The sequence below is a fragment of the Citrobacter sp. Marseille-Q3906 genome, assembly GCF_916618775.1.
Classification (GTDB): domain Bacteria; phylum Pseudomonadota; class Gammaproteobacteria; order Enterobacterales; family Enterobacteriaceae; genus Citrobacter; species Citrobacter murliniae.
The window spans coordinates 738,359-754,974 of record NZ_CAKAKA010000002.1 but is presented as its reverse complement, the minus strand read 5'-3'; the positions used below and the strand labels follow the sequence as shown (position 1 = coordinate 754,974).

Genomic DNA, 16,616 nt, shown 5'->3' with positions numbered 1-16,616 from the left:
AAGGGCGGCCGTAGCCGCCCTTTGTCATTGATTACAGGACGAATCCTGTCATCTGTCAAGCTACTCGTCACCCTTTGTGCTGTTGATAGCACAAAGGAATGAGAGAGTACTCGATATTACTCGCCTTTAGCTGCTTTGAAAGCTTCAGCCATTGCGTTGTTGGAGAAGTTTGCATCTTCCTGTTTGTTAACAGTTGCGATTGCATCTTTCTCATCAGCTTCGTCTTTAGCACGAACAGACAGGCTGATTGCACGGTTCTTACGATCAACGCCGGTGAATTTAGCTTCAACGTCGTCGCCTACGCTCAGAACCAGAGTTGCATCTTCAACGCGGTCACGTGAAGCTTCAGAAGCGCGCAGGTAACCTTCAACGCCGTCAGCCAGTTCTACGGTTGCGCCTTTAGCGTCAACTGCAGTCACTTTACCGTTTACGATTGCGCCTTTCTTGTTCAGTGCAACCCAGTTGTTGAACGGATCTTCTGCGAGCTGTTTAACGCCCAGAGAGATACGCTCACGTTCTGCATCAACCTGCAGAACAACTGCTGCGATTTCGTCGCCTTTTTTGTATTCACGAACTGCTTCTTCGCCTGCAACGTTCCAGGAGATGTCAGACAGGTGAACCAGGCCGTCGATGCCGCCGTCCAGGCCGATGAAGATACCGAAGTCAGTGATAGACTTGATTTTACCTTCAACACGGTCGCCCTTGTTGTGGGTTTCCGCGAACTGCTGCCATGGGTTGTTTTTGCACTGCTTCAGACCCAGGGAGATACGACGACGTTCTTCGTCGATATCCAGAACCATAACTTCCACTACGTCGCCAACGTTAACAACTTTGGACGGGTGGATGTTTTTGTTGGTCCAATCCATTTCGGAAACGTGAACCAGGCCTTCAACGCCTTCTTCGATTTCAACGAAGCAGCCGTAGTCGGTCAGGTTGGTCACGCGACCAGTCAGTTTGGTACCTTCCGGATAACGCTTAGCGATAGCTACCCATGGATCTTCGCCCAGCTGTTTCAGGCCCAGAGATACACGAGTACGCTCGCGGTCGAACTTCAGCACTTTAACAGTGATTTCGTCGCCAACGTTTACGATTTCGCTCGGATGCTTAACGCGTTTCCATGCCATGTCGGTGATGTGCAGCAGGCCGTCAACGCCACCCAGATCAACGAATGCACCGTAGTCAGTGAGGTTCTTAACGATACCTTTAACTTCCATGCCTTCCTGCAGGTTTTCCAGCAGCTGATCGCGTTCTGCGCTGTTTTCGGATTCGATAACGGCACGACGGGAAACAACAACGTTGTTACGCTTCTGATCCAGCTTGATTACTTTGAACTCAAGCTCTTTGCCTTCCAGGTGCAGCGTGTCGCGGACCGGACGAACGTCTACCAGGGAACCCGGCAGGAACGCGCGAATACCATTCAGCTCAACAGTGAAGCCACCCTTGACTTTGCCATTGATAACACCAGTAACGGTCGCAGCTTCTTCGTAAGCTTTTTCCAGCGTGATCCAAGCTTCGTGACGCTTAGCTTTTTCACGGGACAGCAGAGTTTCACCGAAGCCGTCTTCTACTGCATCCAGAGCAACATCAACTTCGTCACCAACCTGGATTTCCAGCTCGCCCTGGGCATTTTTGAACTGCTCTGCCGGAATGGCAGACTCAGATTTCAGACCGGCATCAACCAGTACGATATCTTTGTCGATAGCAACAACAACACCACGAACGATGGAACCCGGACGGGTTTCGATTTCTTTTAAGGATTCTTCAAACAGTTGAGCAAAAGATTCAGTCATGTTTAATCTTCAGGTTTCATATTTAACGTCCACCTGGCTCCATGCCGGATGGGGTTGTTTAACATACCCGCTGTCATTCCATTGCAACGGGGGTACTGCAAATTCGGTCGCACTTAAGCGAGTGCCAGTTTTTGGCGCGCGTATTGTAACGCTTTTTCAATCACTTGCTCAATGCTTAATCGGGTTGAGTCCAAAACTAAAGCATCGGCAGCAGGAACTAATGGCGCTACAGCACGATTACGATCGCGGTCGTCGCGTTCTTCGATCTCGGCCAAAAGGCGTTCAAAGTTAACACTAAAGCCCTTCTCCTGCAACTGTAGCATACGTCGATGCGCACGTTCTTGCGAGGACGCGTCCAGAAAAATTTTCACCGGTGCGTCAGGGAACACCACTGTCCCCATATCACGTCCGTCAGCGATCAATCCCGGCGCTTCGCGAAAGGCGCGTTGGCGACGTAAAAGTGCTTCACGAACACGAGGAAACGCAGCCACCTGAGATGCAGCATTAGCCACCTCCTGGGTGCGGATTTCACCGCTAACATCTTCACCTTCCAGAATAACTTCCAGATTGCCGTCTGTTGAGATAAAGCGCACATCCAGATGCGACGCAAGCGGGACCAGCGCATCTTCAGAAGCGACATCAACATGGTGATGTAACGCCGCGAGCGCCAGTACACGATAAATCGCGCCAGAATCTAACAGATGCCACTGCAATGCTTCCGCCATTGCCTTGCACAAGGTGCCTTTACCTGCACCGCTTGGGCCATCAATGGTAATAACCGGGGCAATTGCCGTCATCTTTTTCTCCTTAAACAGGCATACCGTTAACGTGAACGCCGCGCATTATACGCGCCAACGTCAACGATCGTTATCTTTGTGTGAAAAATACAGAGTCATTGAAGCTGAGTGTAGAATAAATGGACAATCGGGGATGTCAGAAAGCGTAAGAATGTGCCGCACCCGATGGTGCGGCGATCAAATCAGACAGGCGTACTAATACGCGCCAGCTGTTCAAAGTAATCCGGGAAGGTTTTTGCGGTACATTTAGGGTCAAGAATAGTAACTGGCGTATCAGATAACGCCACCAGAGAGAAACACATCGCCATACGGTGATCGTTATAGGTCGCGATGTCCGCGAATGTTAACGATGCTGGCGGTGTAATACGGATAAAATCATGCCCCTCTTCCACTTCAGCACCAACTTTACGTAACTCTGTCGCCATTGCGAACAGACGGTCGGTCTCTTTGACACGCCAGTTGTAGATATTACGTAAGGTCGTCGTACCTTTAGCAAAAAGCGCTGCGGTGGCAATGGTCATTGCCGCATCCGGGATGTGATTCATGTCCATATCAACAGCGTTTAATTCGCCGCGCGCACAGGCTATGAAGTCGTCCCCCCAGGTAATGGTCGCGCCCATTTTTTCCAGCACATCAGCGAAACGAATATCGCCCTGCATACTATTGCGGCCAATCCCAGTGACTTTTACTGTACCGCCTTTAATCGCTCCGGCAGCGAGGAAGTAAGAGGCTGATGACGCATCCCCTTCTACCAGGTAATGACCCGGAGACTGGTACTGCTGCCCCCCCTGCACCACAAAGCGCTGGTAATTCTGGTTCTCAATTTCAACACCAAACGTTTTCATCAAATTCAGTGTGATGTCGATGTAGGGTTTTGACACCAGTTCGCCTTTAATCGCGATCGTCGTATCCTGCGGTGCCAGCGGTGCGGTCATCAATAACGCCGTCAGGAACTGGCTGGAAACACTGCCGTCGACCTCTACCTGCCCGCCAACAAAACCACCGCGCAGACGTAAAGGCGGATAGTTTTCCTGCTCAAGGTATTCAATCTCTGCTCCGCCCTGGCGTAGTGCATCTACCAGATGACCAATCGGGCGCTCTTTCATGCGCGGTTCACCCGTCAGCACGATATCATTATTTCCCAGACACAGCGCAGCAGCTAAAGGGCGCATCGCGGTTCCGGCATTGCCAAGAAACAGTTCGACAGCGCCTTCGGCATGTAATGGGCCACCATTGCCAGTAATTTCACAGCGAGTGCGATCGGCTGAAAGGGTATAGCTAATCCCTAACGCGTTCAGAGCATTGAGCATATGGCGAACATCATCGCTGTCCAGCAGGTTTGTCAGGACAGTAGTACCATTCGCTAATGCAGCCAGCAGCAAAGCGCGGTTAGAAACACTTTTGGATCCAGGCAGATTGATGGTGCCATCCACCCGCGCAATGGGTTGTAACGTCAGGGATTCCATGAAACTTAACTCTCAAAAACAGACATAAAAACCCCACAGGCTGGCTGCGGGGATGAAAAGAAACAACAAATTAACCGCGGCGACGCTCGAAATCGATCATGAAATCGGTCAGCGCTTTCACACCTTCAAGCGGCATGGCATTGTAGATAGACGCTCGCATACCGCCGACAACCCGATGTCCTTTCAGCGCATGCAAACCCGCTGCGAACGACTCTTCCAGGAAGAGTTTATCCAGCGAGCTGTCAGCTAACTGGAACGGTACGTTCATACGTGAGCGGTTAGACTTCGCGACATCATTGCGGTAGAAGTCACTGTTATCAATCACGCTATACAGTAGCTCTGCTTTTTGCTGGTTAATTTTATCCATAGCATTAACACCACCCTGTTCTTTCAGCCATTTAAAGACCAGACCAGAAAGATACCAGGCAAAAGTCGGTGGTGTATTGAACATGGAGTCATTGTCGTTCAGTACGGTGTAGTCAAGGATCGACGGACAGGACACGTGGGCTTTACCCAGTAAATCTTCACGAACGATAACAATCGTCAGCCCTGCCGGACCGATATTCTTCTGTGCACCAGCATAGATAACGCCATAGCGGCTAACATCCAGCGGGCCGGAAAGAATGGTGGAGGATAGATCCGCCGTCACCACCACATTGCTGGCAAACTTCGGCGTTTCATCGATCGCAATGCCATCGATGGTTTCATTCGGACAAAAGTGCAAGTACGCCGCGTTATCAGAAAGCTGCCATTCGCTCATTGGCTTGACAGCACGCAGGCCGTCAACGGTAACTTTGGCATCAATAACATTCGGCGTGCAGTACTTTTTCGCTTCTTTAATAGCACTGGCTGCCCAGTAACCGGCATCAACGTAATCCGCCGTAGTTTTATTACCCAGAATATTTAATGGGATACCGGCAAACTGCCCACGACCACCACCATGGCAGAACAACACTTTATAGTTGGAGGGGATACTGAGAAGATCGCGAAAATCCTGCTCGGCTTCCTCTGCGACCTGAATAAACTCTTTACCCCGGTGGCTAATTTCCATTACCGACGTGCCAAGACCATTCCAGTCACAAAGATCCTGTTGAGCCAGTTTAAGTACTTCTGCCGGTAGCATTGCCGGACCTGAACTAAAATTGAAGACCTGAGCCATTTCCCCTCACCACGTTGTGTTGTTATCCGATCAACATCCTGTCGTTACGATAATTCCTGTGACAGACATTGGGTATAAGTTATTCCTGTGGATATCGGTTTTATCATTCAGTGACACGCGCCGCAATGGGTAAAAATGACCAGGGTAAAAATGAGCGATGCATCACACAACAGAATCTATCGGATTGACGGAAAAAAACCGAGATTTTCGCTGTCAGGTGACGCGTTTTGCCCGGCTGGCCTTCGACCATTCTGGATTTGCACAGCGCGGACATAATTGATGATCGCCCGCACTCATTTGGATCACTTCACTACAACGTACGCAGGCATAGTCTCCCGCTTCAGGTACAACCTTAAATCGTTGTGTGCAGTGTTTGGGAAGAATGCTTAGTCCGGGTTTGATCTGTTTATCCTCGAAAAAATAGACGCTAATCTGCCCGTTCGTTTCAAGAATCGCCAGCCTGACCTGCCCAAGTTGCTCGACACCATTGAGACGTAGCTCCATAAAGAATTCGAATTCCGTCATATTGGCGTTGTGAAGCTTTGACCATGCCAGTTCGCCATCCTCAACGATGACCACTGGCTTGCCTTCCAGCAAATCCTCCAGCTTTTCGCTATGTGCCATTAACCACATCACTAAACGATAAAGCAGCGCCAGGGTCATAAAAACCACCAGTACCGGAAGCATAGGGACATCGTCATAGAACGCCACATCACCCGCAGCTGAACCCAGCGTCAAAATAATCAGCACTTCAAAAAGTGACATCTGACGAACGCCACGCCGTCCTGTGAGCTTTAAGAAAAGGAAAACTAATATAAAGGTATAGAGGCTACGCAGAGCAACCTCGCCAAGAAAATCCATTGGCACCTTATCAAGAGCCATACGCTGCAAATCAAATGCTTTCATTCTTACGCTCTAAACGTTGTGGACTGTGTGAAAGCATAGCCAATACTTTTATTTACGCCGCAGTGGTAGCTGCGATAGCGCCATTCATTTAAAACCCGTATCATTGCGCGCTTTCCGTACGACAAAAGTGATTTTCATGACGCAAACATTTATCCCCGGCAAAGATGCCGCTCTGGAAGATTCCATCGCCCGCTTCCAGCAAAAATTGCTCGACCTCGGTTTCCATATTGAAGAAGCTTCATGGTTAAACCCCGTTCCTAACGTCTGGTCTGTACATATCCGCGATAAAGAGTGCGCACTGTGCTTCACCAACGGTAAGGGCGCGACGAAAAAAGCAGCGCTGGCTTCCGCGCTGGGTGAATATTTTGAGCGTCTGTCCACTAACTACTTCTTTGCTGATTTCTGGTTGGGTGAAACCATCGCTAACAGTCCGTTCGTGCATTATCCGAACGAAAAATGGTTCCCGTTGACCGAAGACGACAACGTTCCGGAAGGTCTGCTGGATCCGCGTCTGCGCGCATTCTACGATCCAGAAAATGAACTGACCGGAAGCATGCTTATCGATCTGCAGTCAGGCAATGAAGAACGCGGTGTCTGCGGCCTGCCGTTTACCCGCCAGTCTGATAACCAGACCGTCTATATTCCGATGAACATTATCGGCAACCTGTACGTATCTAACGGGATGTCCGCCGGTAACACGCCTAATGAAGCGCGCGTTCAGGGTTTGTCTGAGGTCTTTGAACGTTATGTGAAGAATCGTATTATCGCGGAAAGCATCAGCCTGCCGGAAATTCCTGCCGACGTGCTGGCGCGCTATCCGGCGGTTGTCGAGTCCATCGCCAAACTGGAAGCAGAAGGTTTCCCGATTTTCGCGTATGACGGCTCTCTCGGCGGCAAATACCCAGTAATCTGCGTGGTTTTGTTTAACCCTGCCAATGGCACCTGCTTTGCTTCATTCGGCGCACATCCTGATTTTGGCGTGGCACTGGAACGTACAGTCACCGAACTGTTACAAGGCCGTGGTCTGAAAGATCTCGATGTGTTCACTCCGCCGACCTTCGACGACGAAGAAGTCGCTGAACACACCAACCTCGAAACTCATTTCATCGATTCCAGCGGCTTGATCTCCTGGGATCTGTTCAAACAGGATGCTGATTATCCTTTCGTCGACTGGAATTTCTCCGGAACCACGGAACAGGAGCTCGCCACCCTGATGGCTATCTTCAACACTGAAGATAAAGAAGTTTATATCGCCGACTACGAACACCTGTGCGTGTACGCTTGCCGCATTATCGTTCCCGGTATGTCTGACATCTATCCGGCTGAAGATTTGTGGTTAGCGAACAACGGTATGGGCGCGCATTTGCGTGAGACAATCCTTTCTCTGCCGGGCAGTGAATGGGATAAAGAAGACTATCTCAATCTGCTCGAACAACTGGATGAAGAAGGTTTTGACGACTTTACTCGCGTGCGTGAACTGCTGGGCCTGGCGACTGGTCCGGACAACGGTTGGTCTACCCTGCGCATTGGCGAGTTAAAAGTCATGCTGGCTCTGGCTGGTGGCGACCTGGAGCAGGCATTGATTTGGACGGAATGGACGATGGAATTTAACGCCTCTGTCTTTAGCGCCGAACGTGCAAACTATTACCGTTGTCTGCAAACGCTGTTGCTGCTGTCGCAAGAAGAAGATCGGCAACCGCTGCAATATCTGAATGCCTTTGTTCGCATGTACGGTGCTGATGCCGTTGAAGCGGCAAGTGCGGCATTGAGCGGAGAAGCGCCTTTCTATGGCCTCCAGCCCGTTGACAACGATCTGCAAGCGTTTCCAGCACATCAGTCTTTGCTGAAAGCCTACGAAAAATTGCAGCGTGCTAAAGCAGCACACTGGTCAAAATAGTGGCAAACAGCCTACTCTGAGTAGGCTTCAACAATTGACTACGCTATATTACGGGGCGCTTTTAGTGCCCCATTTTTTTATTTTTGCGTAATCAAAAATAAATGTAAAAGCAAGGTTAAATATTAGTAGTTGATATTAAAAAAATTAACTTAGTAATGTTACCTTTTATTGCAATTACTCCATTTTAATTAACTGCTCAACAGGGGGCAAAAGGAAAAAATTCAACTCACTTTATAATTTTTAAAATTTATTTTTACTTGGATAATCAAAAAGTTACACCGTAATTGCATAAAAACCATGCGTCTTACGGGCCTATAAGCCAGGCGAGATATGATCTATATCAAATTCTCATCTATAATGCTTTGTTAGTATCTCGTCGCCGACTTAATAAAGAGAGAGTTAGTGTGAAAGCTGACAACCCTTTTGATCTTATTCTACCTGCTGCAATGGCCAAAGTTGCCGAAGAAGCAGGCGTCTATAAAGCAACGAAACATCCGCTTAAGACGTTCTATCTGGCAATTACTGCCGGTGTATTCATTTCAATTGCCTTTGTTTTCTATATCACCGCCACCACCGGCACCGGAACAATGCCTTTCGGTATGGCAAAATTGGTGGGTGGTATCTGCTTTTCCCTGGGGTTGATCCTGTGTGTTGTCTGCGGTGCAGACCTCTTCACCTCAACGGTACTGATTGTCGTCGCTAAGGCGAGTGGTCGTATTACCTGGGGCCAACTGGCAAAGAACTGGCTTAACGTATATGTCGGCAACCTGATTGGCGCCCTCATCTTCGTGTTACTGATGTGGCTTTCTGGCGAGTACATGACCGCCAATGGCGCATGGGGGCTTAACGTTCTACAAACAGCCGATCACAAAGTGCACCATACTTTTGTTGAGGCTGTTAGCCTTGGCATTCTGGCTAACCTGATGGTATGTCTGGCCGTATGGATGAGCTACTCAGGTCGCAGCCTGATGGACAAAGCGTTTATCATGGTATTACCGGTCGCAATGTTTGTTGCCAGCGGTTTTGAGCACAGTATCGCAAACATGTTTATGATCCCTATGGGTATCGTAATACGCGATTTCGCCACCCCGGAATTCTGGACCGCAGTCGGTTCCTCTCCGGAGAATTTTTCTCACCTGACCGTGATGAATTTCATCACCGATAACCTGATTCCGGTTACGATCGGTAACATTATCGGCGGCGGTTTGTTGGTCGGGTTGACATACTGGGTCATTTACCTGCGTGGTAACGATCATCATTAATTTGTTGATGTTCATTACACGCAGTAAATAAAAAATCCACTTAAGAAGGTAGGTGTTACATGTCCGAGCTTAATGAAAAGTTAGCCACAGCCTGGGAAGGTTTTACCAAAGGTGATTGGCAGAATGAAGTAAACGTCCGTGACTTCATTCAGAAAAACTACACTCCGTACGAGGGTGACGAGTCCTTCCTGGCTGGCGCGACTGAAGCGACCACCGCACTGTGGGACAGCGTGATGGAAGGCGTTAAACAGGAAAACCGCACTCACGCGCCTGTTGACTTTGACACCTCCGTTGCTTCTACCATCACTTCTCACGACGCTGGTTACATCAACAAAGCGCTCGAGAAAATTGTTGGTCTGCAGACTGAAGCTCCGCTGAAACGTGCAATTATCCCGTTTGGCGGCATCAAAATGGTTGAAGGTTCCTGCAAAGCGTACAATCGCGAACTGGACCCGATGCTGAAAAAAATCTTCACCGAATACCGCAAAACCCACAACCAGGGTGTATTCGATGTTTATACCAAAGACATTCTGAACTGCCGTAAATCCGGTGTTCTGACTGGTCTGCCAGATGCGTATGGCCGTGGTCGTATCATCGGTGACTACCGTCGCGTTGCGCTGTACGGTATCGACTACCTGATGAAAGACAAATACGCTCAGTTCGTTTCTCTGCAATCCGATCTGGAAAATGGCGTAAACCTGGAAGCGACTATCCGTCTGCGTGAAGAAATCGCTGAACAGCACCGCGCGCTGGGTCAGATCAAAGAAATGGCTGCTAAATATGGCTGCGATATCTCTGGTCCGGCTACCAACGCTCAGGAAGCTATCCAGTGGACCTACTTCGGCTACCTGGCCGCTGTTAAGTCTCAGAACGGTGCAGCAATGTCCTTCGGTCGTGTATCCACCTTCCTGGATGCTTACATCGAACGCGATATCAAAGCAGGCAAAATCACCGAGCAAGACGCTCAGGAAATGATTGACCACCTGGTCATGAAACTGCGTATGGTTCGCTTCCTGCGTACCCCTGAATATGATGAACTGTTCTCCGGTGACCCGATTTGGGCAACTGAATCTATCGGTGGTATGGGCGTTGACGGCCGTACTCTGGTTACCAAAAACAGCTTCCGCTTCCTGAACACCCTGTACACCATGGGTCCTTCTCCGGAGCCGAACATCACCGTTCTGTGGTCTGAAAAACTGCCTCTGAACTTCAAGAAATTCGCCGCTAAAGTGTCCATCGATACCTCTTCTCTGCAGTACGAGAACGATGACCTGATGCGTCCGGACTTCAACAACGACGATTACGCTATCGCTTGCTGCGTCAGCCCAATGGTTGTTGGTAAACAAATGCAGTTCTTCGGTGCGCGTGCAAACCTGGCGAAAACCATGCTGTACGCAATCAACGGCGGCGTTGATGAAAAACTGAAAATGCAGGTTGGTCCTAAGTCTGAGCCGATCAAAGGCGACGTCCTGAACTTCGACGAAGTTATGGAGCGCATGGATCACTTCATGGACTGGCTGGCAAAACAGTACGTCACCGCACTGAACGTTATCCACTACATGCACGACAAGTACAGCTACGAAGCCTCTCTGATGGCGCTGCACGACCGTGATGTTATCCGCACCATGGCGTGTGGTATCGCTGGTCTGTCCGTTGCTGCTGACTCCCTGTCTGCAATCAAATATGCGAAAGTTAAACCGATTCGTGACGAAGACGGCCTGGCTGTTGACTTCGAAATCGAAGGCGAATACCCGCAGTTTGGTAACAACGACTCTCGCGTTGATGACATGGCGGTTGACCTGGTAGAACGTTTCATGAAGAAAATTCAGAAACTGACTACCTACCGTAACGCTATCCCGACTCAGTCTGTTCTGACCATCACTTCTAACGTTGTGTATGGTAAGAAAACAGGTAACACCCCAGATGGTCGTCGTGCTGGCGCGCCGTTCGGACCTGGTGCTAACCCAATGCACGGTCGTGACCAGAAAGGTGCTGTTGCCTCTCTGACCTCTGTTGCAAAACTGCCGTTTGCTTACGCTAAAGATGGTATCTCTTACACCTTCTCTATCGTTCCGAACGCTCTGGGTAAAGACGACGAAGTTCGTAAGACCAACCTGGCTGGTCTGATGGATGGTTACTTCCACCATGAAGCGTCCATCGAAGGTGGTCAGCACCTGAACGTGAACGTCATGAACCGCGAAATGCTGCTGGATGCGATGGAACATCCGGAAAAATATCCGCAGCTGACCATCCGTGTTTCTGGCTACGCAGTACGTTTTAACTCCCTGACTAAAGAACAGCAGCAGGACGTTATCACTCGTACCTTCACTCAGACCATGTAATTCCCAGTCTGACTGAAAAAGCGTACAATAAAGGCTCCACGTAAGTGGGGCCTTTTTAACAACTAAGTCTCTTTCGCCAGCTATCTATACTTATGGATGACTGCCAAAACAGACTCGACACAGTGAACAACTGTGCACTAACACAGGCCCCGGATGGGCCACACCTGGAGAAACACCGCAATGTCAGTTATTGGTCGCATTCACTCCTTTGAATCCTGTGGCACCGTAGACGGCCCAGGCATCCGTTTTATCACTTTCTTCCAGGGCTGCCTGATGCGTTGCCTGTATTGCCACAACCGTGATACGTGGGATACGCACGGTGGCAAAGAAGTTACTGTCGAAGAGTTAATGAAAGAAGTGGTAACTTATCGCCACTTTATGAATGCTTCCGGTGGCGGCGTAACGGCATCCGGCGGTGAGGCCATCCTGCAGGCTGAATTTGTTCGTGACTGGTTTCGTGCCTGTAAGAAAGAAGGTATTCATACCTGTCTTGATACTAACGGTTTTGTTCGCCGCTACGATCCAGTTATTGATGAACTGCTGGAAGTGACTGACCTGGTAATGCTCGATCTTAAACAGATGAACGACGAAATCCATCAGAACCTTGTGGGTGTATCTAACCATCGTACACTGGAATTTGCTCGCTACCTGTCTAACAAAGATATTAAAGTGTGGATCCGCTACGTTGTCGTCCCCGGTTGGTCTGACGATGACGATTCCGCGCACCGTCTGGGTGAGTTTACCCGTGATATGGGCAACGTAGAAAAAATCGAACTACTGCCTTATCACGAGTTGGGTAAACACAAATGGGTGGCGATGGGCGAAGAGTACAAACTGGATGGTGTTAAGCCGCCGAAGAAAGAGACCATGGAGCGCGTGAAAGGTATCCTTGAGCAATATGGTCACAAAGTGATGTATTGATTTTTTGCCTCATCGAAACGGCTGCCATCAGGGCAGCCGTTTTGCTATCTAAAGCATCTGATATTCAGGTCATAACAAAGGAAAGGATGTGAAGCGCTTATTCATCTCAGGAGTTTTACTGCTGTCAGCCCAGTGCGTAAATGCCGCCAGCAGCTGCGATATCAATGCCATCGTCCAGCATGCGTGGCCAGATGCAACATCTACACCGCAGGGCATCATCACCAAAGATAACCAGGTTATCACCACCAGCGCCAATTCTCCCCAAAGCGCGATTTGCAAGGTCTGGCCGGCACAACCGGAGCTGACACTGGCAGCGGTTCCATTGATGTCTCAGCAGTATACCGATTACGATCACTCAGGCGATCTGGAACTTCTGGTGCTGGATTCCGCTACCCTCAACGTCAAACAGCGATTAAATCTTCCTGCGCGTATGGACGATGACGCTTTTCGTATTACAGGCATTACTCTTGATACAGCACGCTGGAAAGTTAAACCTAACCAGACTGCATTCGGCTTGCATATCATGCGCAACGGCAGCTCACGAGTGAACCCTATGAGTGAAGATGCACTGTCGCTGTTTGTCATTGAGGATAACCAGTTACGGACAATATTAAACGGTATTGTGCTTGAAAATAGCAGCGGCGAATGGGATGGAAACTGTGCAGGCACATTTAACGATGTTAAACGCACCCTGGCTCTGGAACCCGGCTCACAGAAGGGATACGCCAATATACGGGTAACCGAGAAAAACGTAGCATCCACCACACATACTGACGCCAATGGCGAGTGTGTATCAAAGGACAAACCAGGCAAAACGACAACATTGCTACGATATGATGGCAAGCACTATGTCGTACCCAAATCCCTTATGCCTCTGGAATAAGAGCACCATAACGTCTGAAAAGCAGCCATGAGACGCATTTGTCATTACTATGCCTTGACCACGCCAGTATGTTTTCCTGGCTAGCCTGAAGTACGGATAATTATTGTACTTGTCGCATCTGATGGCACTCAGCATATCAGGATTATTCAACAGCTGGTGTGCTGGCTGGATGAGGCTGAGCATCTGCAACAACTCGCCACTGTTAGCAGCCAACAGGAACTTCACGCTATTTTACTTAATACAACTCAGACATGCGCCACAGAGTTTGGTGTATGCCCTGCCTTACGAAGCAGCATCAGCAAATAAATAAACGACACACTGGCGATCATAATAAACAACACGCTGTCAGAATAATTCTGCATCAGCATGGCGGTAAATGACGGTCCAAGCAGGCTACCCACGGTATAGCTTAATAACAGTGCCTGATTCATGGCGACCAGTTGATGATGCTCAACTTTCTCGCAGGCCCAGGCCATTGCTACCGGATAGAGGGTAAAACCTGCCGCTCCCAGCATGAACAACGCGGGTGCCATCGCCGCCTGATTCAGCATAGCGATACTACCGAGGATCACCACGAACACCTGCACACGCAAAACCAACAGACGGCCTAATTTATCCGCCATACGACCAATCGGCCATTGCCCCAGAATCCCGGCGCTGACCAGAACGGCCATCCAGAAGCCAATGCTGGCATTGCTGACTCCCTGATGATTGAGATACAACGGCATCAAACCGTACAAAGAACCCAGCACAATTCCGGAAATAATACAGCCATTCACGCCCAGGCGAGCCTGTCGAAGCTTCAACATGGAGGCAATTGGGGTCGTCGAATGATGATCATCACTCTGTTGGTTCACAATGCGCGTAAAGAGCAACGGTAAGACCCCGGCCAGGATCGTGCCAGTAACCCATGGCAGAACGTTCATTAATTCTGTCGATACTTTACTGACCAACAGCTGTCCTAAAAACGTCCCCACGTAATAGACCATCATATATGCAGCAAGTAAGCGTCCGCGATTACGCGAAGTTCCGCTGCACATTAGCGCGCTTTCCACCACCACCCAAATCATGGCGCAACCTACGCCCGCAATAAAGCGCCAGGTCATCCAGCTCCAGAATCCCACCATAACGCCCAATCCCACACAACCCACTGCAAAAATAAACGATGCAATGTAATAGCTGCGATTAAAGCCAAGGTGTCTAATTAAATACCCGGTAAGTAATGTCCCAATCAGATTGCCGGTGAAATAAGACGAGCTGACCACTCCCACTTGCCAGGTTGGCAAATTTTCATGGGCGAGCCAAAGCGGGACGAGCGTGTTTAACACGGCGATCGCCAGGGTCAATAGAAGCAGCCCGCACAGCAGCAGCATGACGGGTCGGGTATAGGTGGACATGAATAAAAACCGTGAGGAAGTTCAAATTTCATGCGCATCATGCCACTGCCAAAAACATTGTCAATCGGCTGACTACGGCCTGTAGCACGATTTCAATGTGATCGATTTGAAATACTAATTCTCATCATCAATGATGATAATCTGCCTGACGCCATCTGATTGTTTAAATTGATCTAAAACAAAACTGCCCCGTTACGTTCAGTCGAAAAATTTCATGGTTCATTTTGTCTTTTTTTCTGTTATTACCAGTCAGATGTAAAAAAACCGGGGTATTAACCCCGGCTTTCATATCATGCCGACAAACAGACTTTAACTGGCAACTGCCATGCCGACTGTCATATGCAGACCATAAAACACGCCGCGACCGATCAATTCACCCACCAACAGCAGTATAAATGCGACTGAAAGCAGTGGTATTGCTGGTTGATAGCCCTTTACTTGCGGCACTATCCAGCAGCACAGCGCTAAAGCCAATGCCACAATACGCCATGCCATCAGCGAACCGTAATCCGGCACAAGGGTAGATGCCTGCTGAATTGAACTGTGGATAGTTGCCAGCTCAGCCCCCTGCATCACGGACATGATGGCGCTTACCACCAGTGCAAGTACTGAAATAGCCGGCAGCAGTCGCATTGCCCAACCATCAATTCCGGCAACGCGCAGCAGCAGATAACCCAGCAGTGGCCCCCCCATAAATAGCGTCAGGAAGAAGCCCAGCGGCGTCCAGATACTGAACCAGGTTGGTACCGTATCAATGGTGTTATACACACATACCATCATCCAGACAAAAGCTACGCCCAGTACCATGGTGGCAACCAGCCAAAGATTACGTAATGCTGGTGACATTTTTTTCAATACCGCCAACAACCAACCGATACCACCAACGGCGAAGAAGAGCGAGCCGCTGGCGATTTCATTACTCAGTGCAGAAGAACCTACACGGTTGAGTGAGTTAAAGGCTCGCACAGGTGACCCCAGGTGCAGCATGGAAGCAATAAAACCGATCCCCATTAACACCCACAGGCCAAACATACAGGCAATCACACGTTGTTGTGATTCAGGGCGTAAATCCCCTTTCATCAGCGCAAGTGCCAGAACAATAAAGCCACCAACCACACACTGTCCGAAAACAGTGAAGATCATCAGCGGCCACTCATGCCATCCACTTCCCATCTTACACCTCCTTCGGATTTGCCAGATAACCCGTGGTATCCCCTGTAGGGCGGCTATTGGCGTTAGGCTTGATCACAATACAAGGTTTGGTGAAGTGCGCACCCGGCAATGGCGCAACCGCAGCCAGTTCTCCGTGCTTTTTACGCAGTTCATCAATCGGGCCAAAATCTAGTGCACGTAACGGGCAGGACTCAACGCAGATTGGTTTTTTACCCTCTGCAATACGGTCATGACAGCCATCACACTTGGTCATATGCCCTTTAGCAGCATTGTATTGCGGAGCGCCATAAGGGCAGGCCATATGGCAATAACGACATCCGATGCACACGTCCTCATCAACGACCACAAAACCATCTTCACGTTTGTGCATAGCTCCGCTCGGACAAACCTTGGTGCAGGCCGGGTCTTCGCAGTGGTTACATGCGATGGAGAGATAATAGGCAAAAACGTTCTGATGCCAGACGCCGTTATCTTCCTGCCAGTCGCCGCCAGCGTATTCATAAATACGACGGAAGCTGACATCCGGAGTTAAATCTTTGTAGTCTTTACAGGCCAGTTCGCAGGTTTTGCAACCGGTGCAACGGCTGGAATCAATAAAAAATCCATACTGGGTTGTCATCGGT

14 protein-coding genes are annotated in these 16,616 nt (G+C 49.4%); 6 read left to right on the top strand and 8 right to left on the bottom strand.

Features of this window, described 5'->3' with window-relative positions; translation table 11 throughout:
* Positions 1-116 precede the first annotated feature (116 nt).
* The 5 genes from rpsA to LG384_RS07800 form a co-directional block, all read right to left on the bottom strand.
* Entirely contained in the window at positions 117-1,790 is a 1,674-nt protein-coding gene (gene rpsA / locus LG384_RS07820; protein WP_045441262.1) for a 30S ribosomal protein S1, read from the bottom strand.
* Between the two features lie 113 nt (positions 1,791-1,903).
* Positions 1,904-2,587 (bottom strand): (d)CMP kinase, encoded by a 684-nt coding sequence (cmk, locus tag LG384_RS07815; protein WP_045441261.1) that lies wholly within the window; start codon positions 2,585-2,587, stop codon positions 1,904-1,906.
* Between the two features lie 182 nt (positions 2,588-2,769).
* Positions 2,770-4,053 carry a 3-phosphoshikimate 1-carboxyvinyltransferase gene (aroA, locus tag LG384_RS07810; RefSeq protein WP_225760709.1) on the bottom strand — a complete coding sequence of 428 codons (1,284 nt, stop codon included), beginning with the start codon at positions 4,051-4,053 and terminating at the stop codon, positions 2,770-2,772.
* A 70-nt stretch (positions 4,054-4,123) separates the two neighbouring features.
* Positions 4,124-5,212 carry a 3-phosphoserine/phosphohydroxythreonine transaminase gene (serC, locus tag LG384_RS07805; protein WP_200010745.1) on the bottom strand — a complete coding sequence of 363 codons (1,089 nt, stop codon included), beginning with the start codon at positions 5,210-5,212 and terminating at the stop codon, positions 4,124-4,126.
* 213 nt (positions 5,213-5,425) lie between these two features.
* Positions 5,426-6,118, bottom strand: a complete 693-nt coding sequence (locus tag LG384_RS07800) for a DUF421 domain-containing protein (RefSeq protein ID WP_045441258.1) — start codon at positions 6,116-6,118, stop codon at positions 5,426-5,428.
* Positions 6,119-6,254: 136 nt separating this feature from the next.
* Between LG384_RS07800 and ycaO the strand changes: the two genes are divergently transcribed.
* From ycaO to LG384_RS07770, 6 genes are all read left to right on the top strand, one after another.
* Positions 6,255-8,015: a 30S ribosomal protein S12 methylthiotransferase accessory factor YcaO gene (ycaO, locus tag LG384_RS07795; protein WP_225760708.1), complete on the top strand. Its 1,761-nt coding sequence runs from the start codon at positions 6,255-6,257 to the stop codon at positions 8,013-8,015.
* Positions 8,016-8,419: 404 nt separating this feature from the next.
* Complete coding sequence (focA, locus tag LG384_RS07790; RefSeq protein WP_003831909.1) at positions 8,420-9,277, top strand: formate transporter FocA; 858 nt, start codon at positions 8,420-8,422, stop codon at positions 9,275-9,277.
* Positions 9,278-9,336: 59 nt separating this feature from the next.
* Positions 9,337-11,619, top strand: a complete 2,283-nt coding sequence (pflB, locus tag LG384_RS07785; protein WP_045441256.1) for a formate C-acetyltransferase — start codon at positions 9,337-9,339, stop codon at positions 11,617-11,619.
* Between the two features lie 180 nt (positions 11,620-11,799).
* Positions 11,800-12,540 (top strand): pyruvate formate lyase 1-activating protein, encoded by a 741-nt coding sequence (gene pflA / locus LG384_RS07780; protein ID WP_045441255.1) that lies wholly within the window; start codon positions 11,800-11,802, stop codon positions 12,538-12,540.
* An 88-nt stretch (positions 12,541-12,628) separates the two neighbouring features.
* Positions 12,629-13,423: a hypothetical protein gene (locus tag LG384_RS07775; RefSeq protein WP_225760707.1), complete on the top strand. Its 795-nt coding sequence runs from the start codon at positions 12,629-12,631 to the stop codon at positions 13,421-13,423.
* Between the two features lie 96 nt (positions 13,424-13,519).
* Positions 13,520-13,729 carry a PTS sugar transporter subunit IIA gene (locus LG384_RS07770; protein WP_081918189.1) on the top strand — a complete coding sequence of 70 codons (210 nt, stop codon included), beginning with the start codon at positions 13,520-13,522 and terminating at the stop codon, positions 13,727-13,729.
* Here the strand turns inward: LG384_RS07770 and LG384_RS07765 are convergent.
* The 3 genes from LG384_RS07765 to dmsB form a co-directional block, all read right to left on the bottom strand.
* Positions 13,669-14,820: an MFS transporter gene (locus LG384_RS07765; RefSeq protein WP_225760706.1), complete on the bottom strand. Its 1,152-nt coding sequence runs from the start codon at positions 14,818-14,820 to the stop codon at positions 13,669-13,671. The two genes, LG384_RS07770 and LG384_RS07765, sit on opposite strands and share 61 nt — an antisense overlap.
* A gap of 309 nt (positions 14,821-15,129) precedes the next feature.
* The gene (locus tag LG384_RS07760) at positions 15,130-15,993 is read right to left on the bottom strand and encodes a dimethyl sulfoxide reductase anchor subunit family protein (RefSeq protein WP_225760705.1); all 864 of its coding nucleotides are present in this window, start codon (positions 15,991-15,993) and stop codon (positions 15,130-15,132) included.
* 1 nt (position 15,994) lies between these two features.
* Complete coding sequence (dmsB, locus tag LG384_RS07755; protein WP_225760704.1) at positions 15,995-16,612, bottom strand: dimethylsulfoxide reductase iron-sulfur subunit DmsB; 618 nt, start codon at positions 16,610-16,612, stop codon at positions 15,995-15,997.
* Positions 16,613-16,616 lie beyond the last annotated feature (4 nt).

Bases quoted from the DNA above. Each gene is read 5' to 3' on its own strand.
- rpsA (WP_045441262.1), bottom strand. From the start codon at position 1,790: ATGACTGAATCTTTTGCTCAACTGTTTGAAGAATCCTTAAAAGAAATC.
- cmk (WP_045441261.1), bottom strand. From the start codon at position 2,587: ATGACGGCAATTGCCCCGGTTATTACCATTGATGGCCCAAGCGGTGCA.
- aroA (WP_225760709.1), bottom strand. From the start codon at position 4,053: ATGGAATCCCTGACGTTACAACCCATTGCGCGGGTGGATGGCACCATC.
- serC (WP_200010745.1), bottom strand. From the start codon at position 5,212: ATGGCTCAGGTCTTCAATTTTAGTTCAGGTCCGGCAATGCTACCGGCA.
- LG384_RS07800 (WP_045441258.1), bottom strand. From the start codon at position 6,118: ATGAAAGCATTTGATTTGCAGCGTATGGCTCTTGATAAGGTGCCAATG.
- ycaO (WP_225760708.1), top strand. From the start codon at position 6,255: ATGACGCAAACATTTATCCCCGGCAAAGATGCCGCTCTGGAAGATTCC.
- pflB (WP_045441256.1), top strand. From the start codon at position 9,337: ATGTCCGAGCTTAATGAAAAGTTAGCCACAGCCTGGGAAGGTTTTACC.
- pflA (WP_045441255.1), top strand. From the start codon at position 11,800: ATGTCAGTTATTGGTCGCATTCACTCCTTTGAATCCTGTGGCACCGTA.
- LG384_RS07765 (WP_225760706.1), bottom strand. From the start codon at position 14,820: ATGTCCACCTATACCCGACCCGTCATGCTGCTGCTGTGCGGGCTGCTT.
- LG384_RS07760 (WP_225760705.1), bottom strand. From the start codon at position 15,993: ATGGGAAGTGGATGGCATGAGTGGCCGCTGATGATCTTCACTGTTTTC.
- dmsB (WP_225760704.1), bottom strand. From the start codon at position 16,612: ATGACAACCCAGTATGGATTTTTTATTGATTCCAGCCGTTGCACCGGT.